The organism is Lysinibacillus sp. A4, assembly GCF_024919535.1.
GTDB lineage: Bacteria > Bacillota > Bacilli > Bacillales_A > Planococcaceae > Lysinibacillus > Lysinibacillus capsici.
This window is the reverse complement of record NZ_JANWTB010000007.1, coordinates 1-14,802: the sequence shown is the minus strand read 5'-3', so window position 1 is coordinate 14,802 and position 14,802 is coordinate 1. Positions and strand designations below refer to the sequence as shown.

At 37.8% G+C, this 14,802-nt stretch carries 16 protein-coding genes, 8 tRNA genes and 1 rRNA gene; 24 read left to right on the top strand and 1 reads right to left on the bottom strand.

Going from position 1 to position 14,802, the window contains the following annotated elements:
• The first annotated feature begins 31 nt into the window (after positions 1 to 31).
• The 3 genes from NY607_RS15060 (at position 32) to NY607_RS15050 (ending at position 2,657) form a co-directional block, all read left to right on the top strand.
• A complete protein-coding gene (locus NY607_RS15060) occupies positions 32 to 511 on the top strand; it encodes a PH domain-containing protein (RefSeq protein WP_131520850.1) in 480 nt (159 codons plus the stop codon).
• Entirely contained in the window at positions 504 to 1,970 is a 1,467-nt protein-coding gene (locus NY607_RS15055) for a PH domain-containing protein (RefSeq protein ID WP_259419914.1), read from the top strand. The genes NY607_RS15060 and NY607_RS15055 overlap by 8 nt, the downstream gene beginning before the upstream one ends.
• A 111-nt stretch (positions 1,971 to 2,081) precedes the next feature.
• On the top strand, positions 2,082 to 2,657 hold the full coding sequence (locus NY607_RS15050; protein ID WP_054549589.1) for a GNAT family N-acetyltransferase: 576 nt from the start codon (positions 2,082 to 2,084) through the stop codon (positions 2,655 to 2,657).
• Between the two features lie 60 nt (positions 2,658 to 2,717).
• Here NY607_RS15050 and NY607_RS15045 read toward each other — a convergent pair whose 3' ends face one another.
• Positions 2,718 to 3,341 carry a rhomboid family intramembrane serine protease gene (locus tag NY607_RS15045; RefSeq protein WP_048394279.1) on the bottom strand — a complete coding sequence of 208 codons (624 nt, stop codon included), beginning with the start codon at positions 3,339 to 3,341 and terminating at the stop codon, positions 2,718 to 2,720.
• Positions 3,342 to 3,406: 65 nt separating this feature from the next.
• Between NY607_RS15045 and acpS the strand changes: the two genes are divergently transcribed.
• From acpS to NY607_RS14940, 21 genes are all read left to right on the top strand, one after another.
• Entirely contained in the window at positions 3,407 to 3,760 is a 354-nt protein-coding gene (acpS, locus tag NY607_RS15040) for a holo-ACP synthase (protein WP_066038030.1), read from the top strand.
• Positions 3,761 to 3,884: 124 nt separating this feature from the next.
• Positions 3,885 to 4,943 (top strand): LolA family protein, encoded by a 1,059-nt coding sequence (locus NY607_RS15035; RefSeq protein WP_048394283.1) that lies wholly within the window; start codon positions 3,885 to 3,887, stop codon positions 4,941 to 4,943.
• A 178-nt stretch (positions 4,944 to 5,121) separates the two neighbouring features.
• Positions 5,122 to 6,243 carry an alanine racemase gene (alr, locus tag NY607_RS15030; protein ID WP_066038031.1) on the top strand — a complete coding sequence of 374 codons (1,122 nt, stop codon included), beginning with the start codon at positions 5,122 to 5,124 and terminating at the stop codon, positions 6,241 to 6,243.
• Between the two features lie 301 nt (positions 6,244 to 6,544).
• Complete coding sequence (locus NY607_RS15025; protein WP_004232053.1) at positions 6,545 to 6,808, top strand: hypothetical protein; 264 nt, start codon at positions 6,545 to 6,547, stop codon at positions 6,806 to 6,808.
• 4 nt (positions 6,809 to 6,812) lie between these two features.
• On the top strand, positions 6,813 to 7,163 hold the full coding sequence (locus tag NY607_RS15020; RefSeq protein ID WP_004232054.1) for a type II toxin-antitoxin system PemK/MazF family toxin: 351 nt from the start codon (positions 6,813 to 6,815) through the stop codon (positions 7,161 to 7,163).
• 361 nt (positions 7,164 to 7,524) lie between these two features.
• The gene (locus tag NY607_RS15015) at positions 7,525 to 7,926 is read left to right on the top strand and encodes an anti-sigma regulatory factor (protein ID WP_048394287.1); all 402 of its coding nucleotides are present in this window, start codon (positions 7,525 to 7,527) and stop codon (positions 7,924 to 7,926) included.
• Between the two features lie 58 nt (positions 7,927 to 7,984).
• A complete protein-coding gene (locus NY607_RS15010; RefSeq protein WP_048394289.1) occupies positions 7,985 to 8,935 on the top strand; it encodes a PP2C family protein-serine/threonine phosphatase in 951 nt (316 codons plus the stop codon).
• 63 nt (positions 8,936 to 8,998) lie between these two features.
• Complete coding sequence (locus tag NY607_RS15005; protein ID WP_016993414.1) at positions 8,999 to 9,331, top strand: STAS domain-containing protein; 333 nt, start codon at positions 8,999 to 9,001, stop codon at positions 9,329 to 9,331.
• Positions 9,331 to 9,801, top strand: coding sequence for an anti-sigma B factor RsbW (gene rsbW / locus NY607_RS15000; RefSeq protein WP_016993413.1), 471 nt, complete (start codon positions 9,331 to 9,333; stop codon positions 9,799 to 9,801). Before NY607_RS15005 ends, rsbW begins: the two co-directional genes overlap by 1 nt.
• Positions 9,779 to 10,564: an RNA polymerase sigma factor SigB gene (sigB, locus tag NY607_RS14995; protein ID WP_259419913.1), complete on the top strand. Its 786-nt coding sequence runs from the start codon at positions 9,779 to 9,781 to the stop codon at positions 10,562 to 10,564. Before rsbW ends, sigB begins: the two co-directional genes overlap by 23 nt.
• Before the next feature lie 135 nt (positions 10,565 to 10,699).
• Positions 10,700 to 12,871: a Tex family protein gene (locus NY607_RS14990; protein ID WP_269897921.1), complete on the top strand. Its 2,172-nt coding sequence runs from the start codon at positions 10,700 to 10,702 to the stop codon at positions 12,869 to 12,871.
• A gap of 67 nt (positions 12,872 to 12,938) precedes the next feature.
• A complete protein-coding gene (locus NY607_RS14985; protein ID WP_048394293.1) occupies positions 12,939 to 13,400 on the top strand; it encodes a SprT family protein in 462 nt (153 codons plus the stop codon).
• 91 nt (positions 13,401 to 13,491) lie between these two features.
• Positions 13,492 to 13,568 (top strand) — tRNA-Asn (locus NY607_RS14980).
• A gap of 1 nt (position 13,569) precedes the next feature.
• Positions 13,570 to 13,641, top strand: a tRNA-Glu gene (locus tag NY607_RS14975).
• A gap of 30 nt (positions 13,642 to 13,671) precedes the next feature.
• Positions 13,672 to 13,747, top strand: a tRNA-Asp gene (locus tag NY607_RS14970).
• Positions 13,748 to 13,752: 5 nt separating this feature from the next.
• A tRNA-Gln gene (locus NY607_RS14965) sits at positions 13,753 to 13,827 on the top strand.
• 15 nt (positions 13,828 to 13,842) lie between these two features.
• Positions 13,843 to 13,915, top strand: a tRNA-Lys gene (locus tag NY607_RS14960).
• A 66-nt stretch (positions 13,916 to 13,981) separates the two neighbouring features.
• A tRNA-Leu gene (locus tag NY607_RS14955) sits at positions 13,982 to 14,067 on the top strand.
• A 22-nt stretch (positions 14,068 to 14,089) separates the two neighbouring features.
• Positions 14,090 to 14,166: transfer RNA gene (locus NY607_RS14950), tRNA-Arg, on the top strand.
• A gap of 17 nt (positions 14,167 to 14,183) precedes the next feature.
• A tRNA-Gly gene (locus NY607_RS14945) sits at positions 14,184 to 14,257 on the top strand.
• 197 nt (positions 14,258 to 14,454) lie between these two features.
• Positions 14,455 to 14,802 (top strand): 16S ribosomal RNA (locus NY607_RS14940); the annotation flags it as partial.

The window sequence follows — 14,802 nt, the reverse complement described above, 5'->3', positions numbered from 1 at the left end:
TACACCTAATGAAGAAAGAGGGGGAACGACAATGAGAGCACAACCAATTCATCAAATTTCTCGTAAAGGGCTAACCGTGTGGCGTTTGTATGGAGTCATACAAACATTGGTACTGTTAGTCGTAGCAGGACTTGTAAGCTATGGTACTTATTATTTTGAATGGCCTTCATTTATTTACTTCATAGCGTGTGCAATTGTATTACTAAGTACGATATTATCTATTTTTATTTTCCCGAAAATAAGATGGGAAAGATGGCGCTATGAAGTTAGAGAGCATGAAATCGAAGTACAACATGGTTTATTTGTTGTGAAACGCACATTAATTCCAATGGTACGTGTGCAACATGTTGATACAACACAAGGGCCAATATTAAAAAAATACGACTTAGGTAATATCTCTATTTCTACAGCTGCAACTGTACATACGATTCCTGCACTTGTTATGGATGAAGCAGACGTACTGCGTGCGCGTATTTCTGATTTAGCAAGGGTGGCTGAAGATGATGTCTAAGGAAATTAATCGTTTACACCCAGTGTCTGCAATTATAACAAGTGTAAAAGCATTGAAAAGTATGATATTACCAATTGCAATTATTATCATAAGTAACGGCTTTAATTTTTCTTTGAATTTTCGAAGTGATCATTTTTTTGAAACCATTTTACTTTTCGGTGTATGGGGAGTTGCAGCACTTCTTGCGCTCGTGGGAGGAATTATAAAATGGCGGACATTTGTTTACTGGTTTGAAGATGGGGAGTTACGTGTGACATATGGATTATTTGTTAAAAAGAAACGTTATATCCCTTTTGAACGTATACAAAGTTTAAATTACAATGAAGGCGTTTTTCATCGCATTTTTGGTTTAGTGAAAGTTCAGGTGGAGACTGCTGGTAGTAAAGGAGGAAAACCTGAGGTTGAGCTGACAGCCATTCGCAAAGCGGCAGCAGATGTTATTGAATTAGAAATGCGTCATGCTAAAAACGAAGCGGTTCAACAACAGGATCAAGTGCAGGTAGTAGAGGAAGCGACACCAACTCCGATGATTTACCATATGTCCATGCGAGATTTACTGGTATTAGCAACAACATCTGGTGGAATTGGTGTTGTATTATCAGGTCTTGCAGCCGTTGCTTCACAATTTTCCGATATTATTCCTTATGAAACTGTATTTCATGAGTTAGCTGATTTTGTGAAAATTGGCGCATTTTTAGTGGCTTTGACGGTGATGGTTGTTTTAATTGTTGCTTGGATTGTATCGGTGGTCATCACACTGATAAATTATTATGATTATACGGTCCGCATTGAGGAAGAAAAGTTGATTATTACAAAAGGACTGTTAGAAAAAAAGCGTATTACTTTGCCGTTGAATCGAATTCAGGCAATTCGTATTGTGGAAAATCCATTACGTCAGTTAACAGGCTTTGCTACAGTGGTTGTTGAAAGTGCTGGTGGTAACGGTGAAAATGGAAATGATAAAAAAATTACACTATTTCCACTTATTAAGAAGATGGATTGTATGCAAACATTAGAACAGCTTTTCCCGGATATGAATTGGCAGCCTACATTTACTCGCTCACCGAAAAGGGCAAGACCATTTTTTTATCGCATTGATTTTTTCTGGTTAGTTCCGATTATCGGTGCATCTATCTATTTCTTTTATCCATACGGGTTATTGTCGTTGCTGTTAATTCCATTAACAATTTTACTTGGTATTTGGCAGCATAAAACAGCAGGCTATCAAATAGATGGCAAGCAACTGGCTATGCAGTATCGGGTGTTTAGTCGAATTACGTTAATCATGGAGAAGAAGCGAATTCAATCTATTGAAAGTACACAATCATACTTTCAAAAAAGAAAGAATGTTATGTCTGTAAAAGCAACCGTCATGTCAGGAGCAACTGGTACAACGGGGAGTGTTTCCAGCTTAGAGCAACAAGATGCCGAGACGATCTTAACATGGTACGAACATTAATGAACTAAAAAGCTAATCCTTTCAATTTTATGGAAGGATTAGCTTTTTTAACTATAAATAAATAGAGATGCTGTTTATAATAAAATAAATAGAACAAAAGGGGTGGAGACATTGTTTAAATATGACATTAATGAAAGCGCTTATTTAAAGCTTTTGGATTTAAGTGATGTAGAAGAGTTATTCGCTTTAACTGACCGTTCAAGGGATACATTACGTGAATGGTTGCCCTTTGTAGATGATGTCAAAACAGTAAAGGATACTGAGCAATTCGTAAAAAATGCTATGCAACAATATGCTGATCACAATGGCATACAAGCAGGGATTTACTATGATGGAAAGCTTGCCGGTGTTATCGGCTATCACCAAATCAACTGGCAACATAAATGGACAAGTATTGGCTACTGGCTAGGGAATGAATTTGTAGGAAAGGGGCTCGTTACGAATTCCATGAAAGCATTGATTGATTTTGCCTTTAATTATTTAAAGTTAAATCGTATAGAAGTGCGTGTTGCAGTTGGTAATATTCGTAGTCGTACAATCCCAAAGGTATTGGGCTTTCATGAAGAAGGGCGTTTAAGGGATGCTGAGTGGCTATATGATCACTACGTAGATCAGGTTGTTTATGGTTTAACAGCAACTGAATGGAAAAAAATAAAGATGTCAAATGAAGCTACAGTGGTTTTATAATGGAGGTCATTGTAAGGAAAGAGGAGCTGCTCTATAGGTGAGCAGCTCCTCTTTTTAATGTTATGGTCTACCAGCCATCTTTTGTTTGCGCCAGCTTAAAATTCTTTTTGGATGTAAATAGACAAGTCCAAGGATAAATCCGGTTACTAGACCGCCTAAATGAGCAAAGACATTCACATTTGGTTGGAGAAAGGTCATAATGACACTGATGACGATGATTGGTAAAATGAGCTTACGAAGCATGGGCATTGTACGTCGAGTATAGTAAACTAATGCCCCAAATGCACCAAAAATTCCAAAAATAGCCCCACTTGCACCAAGGCTCGCATAACTACTATCATAGAATATATAGGTTGCCATGTTGCCTACAATACCTGATACTAAATAAATTGTAATGAAACGTGCTTTCCCTGCGATTTTTTCTAGCTCTGGTCCAAAGAGATATAAGGAAAACATATTAAAAAACACATGCATAAAACCTGCATGTAAAAACATGGCAGAGAAAACACGCCACCATTCACCACTTTGAATCAGGAAATTTGCTTGGATTCCGTAATTCCACAAGAGTGTTCCTATGCTGGGTATGAGAGACAATACATAAAGAGTAAGATTTATTGCTATTAAAGTTGAAACAACAGGGTAATACTTTGTATATTGCTTAAAATTTTCCGTTCTACTAAACATGGCTCCACCTCAATTTACAATTATTATACATGCCTTGTTGGAAATAGGTAAAGGAGAAGGTTCACATGATTAAGGGAATTGGCCTCGATATTGTAGAGATTGATCGTATTGCAAAGGCTATGAAACGAACAGATAAATTGAAAGACCGCATTTTAACGATAAATGAAAAAAAAATATTTGATGGTTATTCGGAAACTCGCAAAATAGAATTTTTAGCTGGGCGATTTGCTGCAAAAGAAGCATTTTCGAAGGCTCTGGGAACAGGGCTTGGGGAACAATGTAAGCTTCATGATTTGGAAGTGTTAAAAGGAGCAGCTGGCAATCCTGTTTTATATTTTAAGGATGAACTTGTCAATGGTTTTGTTAGTATTACGCATTCTAAGCAATACGCAGCTGCTCAAGTAATCTTATTAGAATAGTACTTAACTTGTCTAAAAGGATTGCATGTAAATTTAAATATATTGCCCTTTCTTCAAATGACATAACTGACAAATACGGTTCATATATTGTCGTAGTGGATTTGAAAGAAGAAAGGGTGAAAGCGTGGGCAACCGTATAGTTAAATGGCTCGTCTTACTTTGTACGATATTACTTCTGTCGGCATGTGGTGCAGCCTCACAGGAAAAAGTGTTGAAGAAAGTGAATGGTAAATGGGCAGAGACGAATGGTTATGAATTAAATGCATCGATGGAAATTAAATCGGGTGGGGAACCTAGAAATTATGATGTAACAGTATGGCACACAAAACCTGATTTCTATCGAGTAGAAGTAGTTGAAAGTGGGAAAGATGTTTCTCAAATGATTGTACGTAATGCTGATGGTGTTTTTGTCGTAACACCGACATTAAACAAAATGTATAAATTCCAAAGTGATTGGCCAAAGAAAAATAGTCAGGCATACTTAATTGGAGCGCTAGCAGAAGATTTAGCAGAAGATAAAAATCTTGTCATGAAAGAAGAAGAAAAAGCATATATATTTGAAGCGGCTACTAGAAATAGCTATAAGAACAGTATGCCACATCAGGTTATAACAGTAGATAAGAAAACTTTATTGCCAACCTCAGTAGTGATTATGAATGATGTGAAAGAAGAGCAAATCAAAATCACATTTAAGAAAATTAAGCTAGGTGTACAACATGCTGCAAAAGAGTATGCAGTTGAGCAATTCACTGATAAAGATAACACGAAAGGTGAACAAGCTACACCTGCCGAAAAAGAAGGGCAAGAAGATAATGAGGATAAGGAAGCTGTTGGAGCAGAAGTTGAATATCAAGAATTCCAAACACATTATCCTGTTGTAAATTGGGCACAATTAGCGAATGAAAAGGTTGTGCAGGAAAGTGGAATGGAACGAGTAATCTTAACATACGATGGTGAGAAGGCATTTACTGTTATGCAGCAACCAGTAATGAAGGAAAATTCAATGTTACCTGTATCGTCACCTGGTGATCCAGTTGATTTAGGCTATACAATTGGTGCTATTACAGATACATCAATTAGTTGGGAAAAAGATGGCGTTGAATTCTTTGTAGCATCAAGTAAATTAACGCGAGAAGAAATGATTGAAGTTGCTACATCTATGACGATAAGTAGTATGAAGTAACTTTTCTGGCTACAGCCTTCTGGAATACGGAGGCTGTAGCTTATTGATAATTAAAATGAACCTATAAAGTATAGGCTCATCCGAAAACTAAAACTTTGTGTGTACAAGCTAAATCGACATACTTTGCAATATGTATGTCCTACATAATGTTTTAATTAAAAATAAAGAGGGTATTCTTATGAAGACACAGCAGTTTTTTCGTCCAACAAAAGCAATAATAGACTTACAAGCAATTCAACAAAATGTAAAAAACTTAAAAGAATTTTTACGACCTAATGTTCAAATTATCGCTGTAGTAAAAGCAAATGCGTATGGTCATGGAGATGTAGCCGTTGCACGGGCAGCTCTTAAAGCTGGTGCCACAGTACTTGCAGTGGCAACGCCCGATGAGGCATTACATATTCGAGCACATTTTGAAGAACCAGACATATTAATATTAGGTGCATCTCCAGTTTCGTTTGCTCCTTATGCAGCGCAGCAACGTATTATACTTACGGCATTTGCCGATGATTGGATTCAGCAAGCTGCTTCTCTTTTAGTAGATGAAGCGCTTCCTTTACGACTTCATATAAAAATAGATAGCGGAATGGGTAGAATAGGTATTCGCTCAGAGCAGGAATTATTAGAGCTCTATCAAACAATACAGTCTACAGATCACATGGAGCTGGATGGAATATTTACACACTTTGCGACAGCTGATGAAGAGGATACGCTACATTTTGATCAACAGGTACAATTTTTTGAGAAATGTTTAGCTGTAATACCTAATAAGCCGCGACTTGTTCATGCATCTAATACAGCCGCCTCATTAGTAAAAGATCCGCATTTACAATATGATGCTGTTAGATTTGGTATTTCGATGTATGGATTATCACCCTCTTCATATGTGAAAAGTATATTACCTTTTCCCTTGTTACCAGCGTTCTCGCTTGAAAGTGAACTTGTTCATGTAAAGCAAATAAAATCAGGTGATCCAGTTGGCTATGGAGCTACATATGTTGCTCCGACAGATATGTGGATAGGAACAATTCCAATTGGCTATGCAGATGGCGTGATTCGCAAGTTAGGTGGACAAGAGGTTTTAATTGATGGACAAAGAATGCCGATTGTTGGACGAATTTGTATGGACCAATGTATGGTTGCCCTACCAAAAGCATATGATATAGGTGAGAAGGTAACACTCATTGGTCGACAAGGAAATACTGGAGTATCGATCGATGAATGGGCAACAAAGCTCGAAACAATTAATTATGAAATACCATGCATTATAACAACAAGAGTTCCTAGAACATATCTTTAGTTGTCTTTCATTAGAATAAGTCAAATCTCAATGTAATGTCATGAGCAATGTTCCAAGTTGAATTTGGTAAATAAATTAGCACTGGAGAACTTATTTCTTTTCCAAAACATAGTAATGGCTCATATTTGAAAACACATTGCAATAATAATTATTCAGCATATACCTTCGACAACCAACATATTTTTACAATTTGTACTTCAAATTGTCAGATATTTTGTCATTTCATGTCTTTTCAACAATATCTTTCAATGATAGAATGGGAAGTAATGAAAAGTGTATGGTTCCGTTGGAGGTGCTTGCTGTGTACGAGAAAAAGTTAAGAGAAGCTACAATTGCTGTTCAAGACAGACTATTTCTACAAACAAAGGAAGTAATTGAAGGTGAATCTTTTGTGCGTATTTTGGCGCGCAAAAATTTAATGCAGGAGCAACCAAATCAAATACGGGAAGCTATGATTAAAGGATATGTTGAAATGTCTCATATTAATTTAATGATTGCGAGCGAATGCTTGCATGCAGAGTATGAAGCACAACATATGGTGGAGCGTCTCGTTAGCGGGGGATGACACTTTGAATGTAAAACGTGGTGACGTTTTTTTTGCAGACTTATCACCGGTAATAGGTTCTGAACAAGGAGGCACTAGGCCGGTGCTGATTATTCAAAATGATATTGGCAATCGATTTAGTCCGACTGTCATCATCGCAGCTATCACTGCACAGATTCAAAAGGCAAAGTTACCGACACACGTTGAAATCAATGCTGAAAAGTATGGTTTTGAACGTGATTCGGTTATTTTGCTAGAACAAGTGCGGACAATTGATAAGTCAAGATTGACGGATCGTATTACGCAACTGGATCATGCTGTGATGGAAAAAGTTGATGGTGCGTTGATGATTAGTTTAGGTCTAGTTAAATTTTGATATACATATGTGTATAGAAGCATCGAGATTATGATATCTCGATGCTTTTTTGTCTTATATCCTTGAAATGTCTTTACCATAATTTGAATTACGATAGATCTTGCTCAGCAAGCGATTTTGCTACGAAAGATGAAGTACCTGAAATAATTAAGCCAAGGTGTAATTGATAAATGTTACAAAAAGCTTTAAGATATACACAAGATTTTTAATAAAAATAGATTTTTGAAAAAATTCTTAAAAGGTATATGAAAATTTACATAGAATATTCCATTTATAGAGGCAATTCATTCATTTTAAATGATGGCAAGCAGTTTGAATAAAAGTGTAAGAGTATAACTCCAAAGGAAATGGAGGGACAGCAGTGACATATAGGTCTTCGGTTGAAATTATTACAGAGTGGGATATTGTTGCAGCTAGACAACTGGGGCGCAATGAAGCAAAAGCACTTGGATTTGGCACTGTTGATCAAGCCCGCATCACCACGGCAATTAGTGAATTAGCACGAAATATTTATTTATATGCAAGTATAGGTATCATAGCAATTGAAAGGGTTGAAGCAGATACTGAAAAGAAAATAGTTGTTGTTGCAACAGATCAAGGGCCTGGTATTAAAGATGTTCGTAAAGTAATGGAGGATGGTTATTCCACCTCGGGGGGGCTAGGTGCTGGTTTGCCAGGTGTTAAACGATTGATGGATAGTTTAGATATTCAATCTGTCGTTGGAGAGGGAACAACGATAAGAGCGGAAAAATGGTTGCGTTAGGACGTGAAGAAAACTGAAACAATTAGAAGCTCAGTATAAAAAAATATTAGCAGATTATATGGTCAACCAAACAGAAAGAAATTTATATATCGCTCAGAACTTCACACGTCAGTTAATTCAAAAAAATATTTCTCCCGAGGATGTTATTAGCATTCATAAAAATGCTGTAGAACAAATATTTCCGAATCAAATGAACGAATCACAGCCTGCTTATGATTTTTTGATTGAAGTAATGGTGCATTATGGAATGGCACATAGAGAGCATCAAAGTTTACTTCAAAAGCAAGCTGAATATGAAATGGAAATGAAAATAGCGACAAACATCCAAAAAACATTGTTGAAAACTTATGTGCCGAATATGCAAAATATTGATATAGGTATGATTTCAGTACCTATTCGAAAAATGAACGGCGATTATGTACATTTTTTTCATGATGGAGAAGAATATTTGAGTGTGGCTGTGACAGATGTTGTCGGTAAAGGAGTTCCTGCTGCTTTATGTATGTCGATGGTGAAATATGGACTTGAAACATTAGTATATGCATATAAAGATCCCTCATATGTTTTAGAAGTTATTAATAGGGTAATAGAAAAAGGTGTGGATGACAGTATGTTTGTTTCGATGTTTTATGGCTGCTTAGATGTAGAGCAAAACATTTTTTCTTATGCTTCGGCAGGCCATGAACCAGCTTTACATTATAGTGCAAAGAACGATCAGTTCTTTACCTTAGAGGCTAAAGGTTTACTATTGGGTGTATTGTCTGAAACAAACTATACGTTTCATGAAATTGTGTTAGAAGAGAATGATTTGATTATTATGATGACCGACGGTGTGACAGAATTTAGAGTGAAAGAAGAATTAAATTCGCGAGAGGTAATCACAACTTTAATAAAAGAAAATAGACATTTATCTGCCCAGCAATTGTGTCAGCTCCTTTATAAGGAAATAGAGAGAGTGCAAAATTTTAAACTATTTGATGATTTTACTGTAGTTATTTTAAAAAAATAGGTTTAAGTTTAAATTGAACAGGGTAGAGAAAATAGTCTAACAAATATGGTGGAGGTGTGCTATATGGACGTAACGATACATTTTAAAGAAATTGATCATAAATTATTTGGCTTTGTTGAGGGTGAGATTGATACGTTTACTGCTTCAGGATTACGAGACGAATTAGAAGCTGTAAAGATTACAGAGGGTTTAGAAATTGAGCTTGATCTATCAAAGGTAAATTACATGGATAGTACAGGACTTGGGATTTTTGTTGCCTTTTATAAAAGAGCATTACGTGAAAATGGTAAAGTAAAGCTCGTTGGTTTATCGAATAGGTTACAAAGATTATTTGAAATTACTGGTCTTAGTGATTTGATGGATATCGAAACTGATAAAAAGGTGGAATTAAGATAATGAAGGAATTTGACTATATTGAAATTAGAGTTCCTGCTAAACCGCAATTTGTCAGTGTCATTCGATTAACTGTCTCGGGCTTAGCGAGTAGGATTGGCTTTAATTATGATGATATTGAAGATTTAAAAATTGCAGCAAGTGAGGCTGTGACAAATGTTGTTCACCATGCTTATAAAGACGAAGAAGAGGGTGAAATTGTCATCGGGTGTGCGCTGTACGACAATAAAATGGAAATGATGATTGCGGATTACGGCAATAGTTTTAATTTTGAAGAGATTAAGTCTAAGATTGGGCCGTATCATCCTGAAGAAAGTATTGCAGGGCTAAGAGAAGGTGGTTTGGGACTTTATTTAATGGAAACTTTGATGGATGAGGTGATGATCAATAACGATGGTGGCGTAACTGTCTTCATGACAAAGTATGTCACTAGGGAGCAGGTGGAGAAAAATGTCGAAAGAATCACTACATAAATCTTCATCTAAAGAAGATGTACTTAAGTGGATTGAATTGTACCAGTCAACGGAGGATGATGAAGCACAAACCAATTTAGTGATTCATTATCGATATCTAGTTGAATCTATAGCTCGTAAATATTCGAATGGTAAATCATATTATGATGATATTGTTCAAGTAGGGATGCTGGGATTGTTAGGTGCAATAAGACGTTTTGATCCGAATGTTGGTCGTAGTTTTGAAGCTTTTGCCGTGCCAACAATTGTTGGGGAAATCAAACGTTTTTTACGTGATAAAACATGGGATGTGCATGTGCCTAGACGTATAAAGGAACTTGGGCCGAAGATTAAATCAACTGTGGAGGCGCTGACAATTGAATTACAGCGTTCTCCATCCATTAAAGATATTGCTGAACGATTAGAAGTAGCAGAGGAAGAGGTACTAGAAGCTATGGAAATGAGCCGTAGTTATCAAGCTCTTTCTATGGACCATTCGATAGAGTCAGACTCAGACGGTAGTACAGTCACGTTATTCGATATTTTGGGCAGGGAAGACGATGGCTATGAAATGACCAATAAACGAATGATTGTTTCAGAGGCGCTGGTTGTGTTGAATGAGAGGGAAAAACAAATTATTCAGCTTACATATCTAGAGCAACTTAGTCAAAAAGAAGCTGGAGAACGATTAGGGATTTCTCAAATGCATGTATCGAGGATACAAAGGAAAGCAATAAAGAAATTACAAGAGGCTATTCTAGCAAGTGGCGGTGTTTCGCTCTAATCTTTCGTGGGTGTTTAATGAAAAATACCTTTAAAATGAATGGAAATAGTCTACTCATATTCGTCTGAGTAGACTATTTTTTTGCATTTTTAGTAAAGTGTAATGGTAAAATGAAAAGAAAAAGGTAGTGATGATGTGGAGCAAAAGCAAATGTTACAGCTCATTGCAAAGGATGTAGCAGTCAAACCAGGGCAAGTAGAAGCTGTTATTAACTTATTAGAAGAGGGAAATACGGTACCATTTATTGCGCGCTATCGAAAAGAGGTTACAGGATCACTTGATGAGGTGCAAATTAAAGCTGTAGAAGATCGTTATCACTACATACAGCAACTTGAACAACGAAAAGAAGAAGTTATACGATTAATCCAAGAGCAAGAAAAGCTTACACCAGAATTAGAGCAGACTATTCTTTCTGCAACAATCTTACAACGTGTTGAGGATTTATATAGACCTTATAAGCAAAAACGACGTACAAAGGCGACGATTGCAAAAGAGAAAGGTTTAGAGCCTCTTGCAGATCTCCTGTTAGCATTTAGTGATGATGCATTAGAGCAATTAGCAACTGACTTTGTGGACAACGAACAAGTTACTAATACGGAAGAAGCCCTGATAGGAGCTCGAGATATATTAGCAGAACGTTTTGCGGACGATGCCTCTATTCGTGAAAAAATCCGAGCTTATTCATGGAAAGATGGAATTCTTGTGACGTCTGTGAAAAATACAGAAATCGACGAGAAAAATGTTTTTGAAATGTATTACGAATATGAAGAGCCTGTTAGTCGCATTGTACCACACCGTATTTTAGCGATAAACCGAGGAGAGAAAGAAGAAATCTTAAAGGTTTCTATTCATGTGCCGGTGGATCGAGTATTAATGATTATGTGGAAAGAATGGATACCTGCAACTGGTTCGTCTCCTGCTATTGCAGAAGTTAAACTAGCAATCGAGGATTCGTACAAGCGTTTAATTCAGCCTTCAATTGAAAGGGAATTACGAAACGAGCTTACAGAAAAAGCTGAGGCACAGGCTATTCATATTTTTTCCGAAAATTTACGTAACCTATTGCTACAACCACCTATGAAAGGTAAATATGTTTTAGGGGTTGATCCAGCTTACCGTACAGGTTGCAAGCTAGCGGTTGTAGATGAAACTGGGAAAATGCTTGAGGTTACAGCTATTTACCCACATCCACCGAAACCAGATGTGGCAAAATCCAAAGCTATTGTAAAAGGAATTTTGGCAAAGTATCCAATAAGTATAATTGCCATTGGTAATGGTACAGCATCTCGAGAGACAGAACAATTTATCGCGGATGTATTAAATGAACTTACTACTGACATAGCCTATGTGATTGTCAATGAAGCGGGGGCGTCTGTTTATTCAGCGTCTGAAATTGCACGTACAGAATTTCCTGATTTACAGGTTGAACAACGTAGTGCTGTCTCCATTGCACGTCGCTTACAGGATCCTTTATCAGAGTTAGTGAAAATTGAACCAAAAGCTGTGGGTGTAGGTCAGTATCAGCATGATGTTTCTCAAAAAAAATTAAATGAATCGCTATCTTTTATAGTAGAAACAGCTGTTAACCAAGTTGGTGTAGATGTAAATACGGCTTCATCATCACTCTTACAATATGTTTCGGGTCTATCAAAAACTGTTGCAGAGAATATCGTAAAGACGCGAGAGGAAAATGGTCAATTTACTACACGTGCGCAATTAAAGAAGATTCCAAGGTTAGGCGCCAAAACGTATGAACAAGCTATTGGTTTCCTACGTGTCCCAGAAGCAAAAAATCCGTTTGATGCTACAGGTATTCATCCTGAGAGCTATGCCCTTGCTGAGCAAATATTAGCAGAGGCTCAAATAGATAAAAAAGAGTTAGGGACACAGAAGGCAGAGGATGCTATTGCAGCACTAAATATCCAAAAATTAAGTGATGTGCTTGGAGTAGGAGTTGTGACAATTCAAGATATCGTGGATACCTTAATGAAACCTAGTCGTGACCCACGTGATGCATTCCCACAACCATTGCTTAAGACTGATGTATTAAAAATGGAAGATTTAAAAGTAGGTATGGAATTGCAGGGGACGGTAAGAAATGTAGTAGATTTCGGCGCATTTGTTGACATTGGCGTGAAGCAAGATGGACTTGTGCATATTTCTAAACTCCAAAATAAACGTATTAAGCATCCATTAGAAGTTGTGGCACTTGGGGATATTGTAACTGTCTGGGTTGAACAAATAGATGTAACGAAAGGGCGTATCTCTTTAACGATGCTTCCTCCTAAAAATCAAGCATTAGTTTGAGTACTAAATTTTTGCCACACTGTCTATACTACGCAGTGTGGTATTCTTGTTGTTAGAGGTGATTACTATGGACAATCAAGAATTACAAGAGCTTGTTCGTCGCTTATCTTTAGAAAACTTTCAGAGGCCTTTTCTGCATCAAGCCTACTTTAATCCGAGATTACGGTCAACGGGAGGACGATATCTTTTACAATCCCATAATATTGAGATTAATCCTAAAGCCTATGAGTTATACGGTTTGAAAGAGATTCAAGGTATTGTTTTACACGAATTATGCCATTATCACCTACATATTGAAGGTAAAGGGTATCAGCATCGAGATAAAGATTTTAGAGAATTATTAAGGAAAGTAGATGCCCCTCGATTTTGCGCAGTTTTACATGTCCCGAAAGCTACAGTTAAAAAACAACGACGACGCTATACATATACTTGTGTCAATTGCCACCAATTATATATACGGAAAATAAAAATGAATGTTGAAAGGTATTGTTGCAGTAAGTGTTTGGGGAAATTAAAATTAGTAGAGTAAAAAAAGTTTAAAAAATAGTTGACGTTTTGTTGAGTTGTCCCTATAATAGTAAAAGTCGACAAGATAACGACGACAACATAACATGAATTATTCCGAAGTAGCTCAGTTGGTAGTAGCACCTGACTGTTAATCAGGTTGTCGCAGGTTCGAGTCCTGCCTTCGGAGCCATGGCCCCTTGGTCAAGTGGTTAAGACACCGCCCTTTCACGGCGGTAACACGGGTTCGAATCCCGTAGGGGTCATTTTTCATAATTTAATGTAAATAATATTTTGGTCCCGTGGTGTAGCGGTTAACATGCCTGCCTGTCACGCAGGAGATCGCCGGTTCGATCCCGGTCGGGACCGCCACTTATTGGGGTATAGCCAAGCGGTAAGGCAACGGATTTTGATTCCGTCATGCCTAGGTTCGAATCCTAGTACCCCAGCCATTCATTTCTTAATTCGAGCCATTAGCTCAGTTGGTAGAGCATCTGACTTTTAATCAGAGGGTCGAAGGTTCGAGTCCTTCATGGCTCATCTCTTTAAGAAAAAGAGTTGACTTTTTGAATTATCATAGTATAATAAAAAAGTTACTAATTGAATGCGGTCGTGGCGGAACGGCAGACGCGCTAGGTTGAGGGCCTAGTGGGGGCAACCCCGTGGAGGTTCAAGTCCTCTCGGCCGCACCAAGTCAATTAATTAATTTCATATGCGCCCGTAGCTCAATTGGATAGAGCGTCTGACTACGGATCAGAAGGTTGTGGGTTCGACTCCTGCCGGGCGCGCCATTTTCAAGAAAATATATGCGGGTGTAGTTTAATGGTAAAACCTCAGCCTTCCAAGCTGATGTCGTGAGTTCGATTCTCATCACCCGCTCCAAAAAAGTGTTGACAACCTCTTGGTTGTATGGTAAATTTAAATAGTTGTCCAAAAGGGCGATGACATGAACCTTGAAAACTGAACAAGCAAAACGTAATCAATAAAGTTTTAAGTAGCTAGCTTCGGTTAGTGAACAAAACAAAAATTTTGGACATCAAACATGATGCCAGCAAAACATTTGAGCTAATCAAATTTCTTTTATGGAGAGTTTGATCCTGGCTCAGGACGAACGCTGGCGGCGTGCCTAATACATGCAAGTCGAGCGAACGTCAAAGGAGCTTGCTCCTTTGACGTTAGCGGCGGACGGGTGAGTAACACGTGGGCAACCTACCCTATAGTTTGGGATAACTCCGGGAAACCGGGGCTAATACCGAATAATCTCTTTTGCTTCATGGTGAAAGACTGAAAGACGGTTTCGGCTGTCGCTATAGGATGGGCCCGCGGCGCATTAGCTAGTTGGTGAGGTAACGGCTCACCAAGGCGACGATGCGTAGCCGACCTGAGAGGGTGATCGGCCACACTGGGACTGAGACACGGCCCAGACT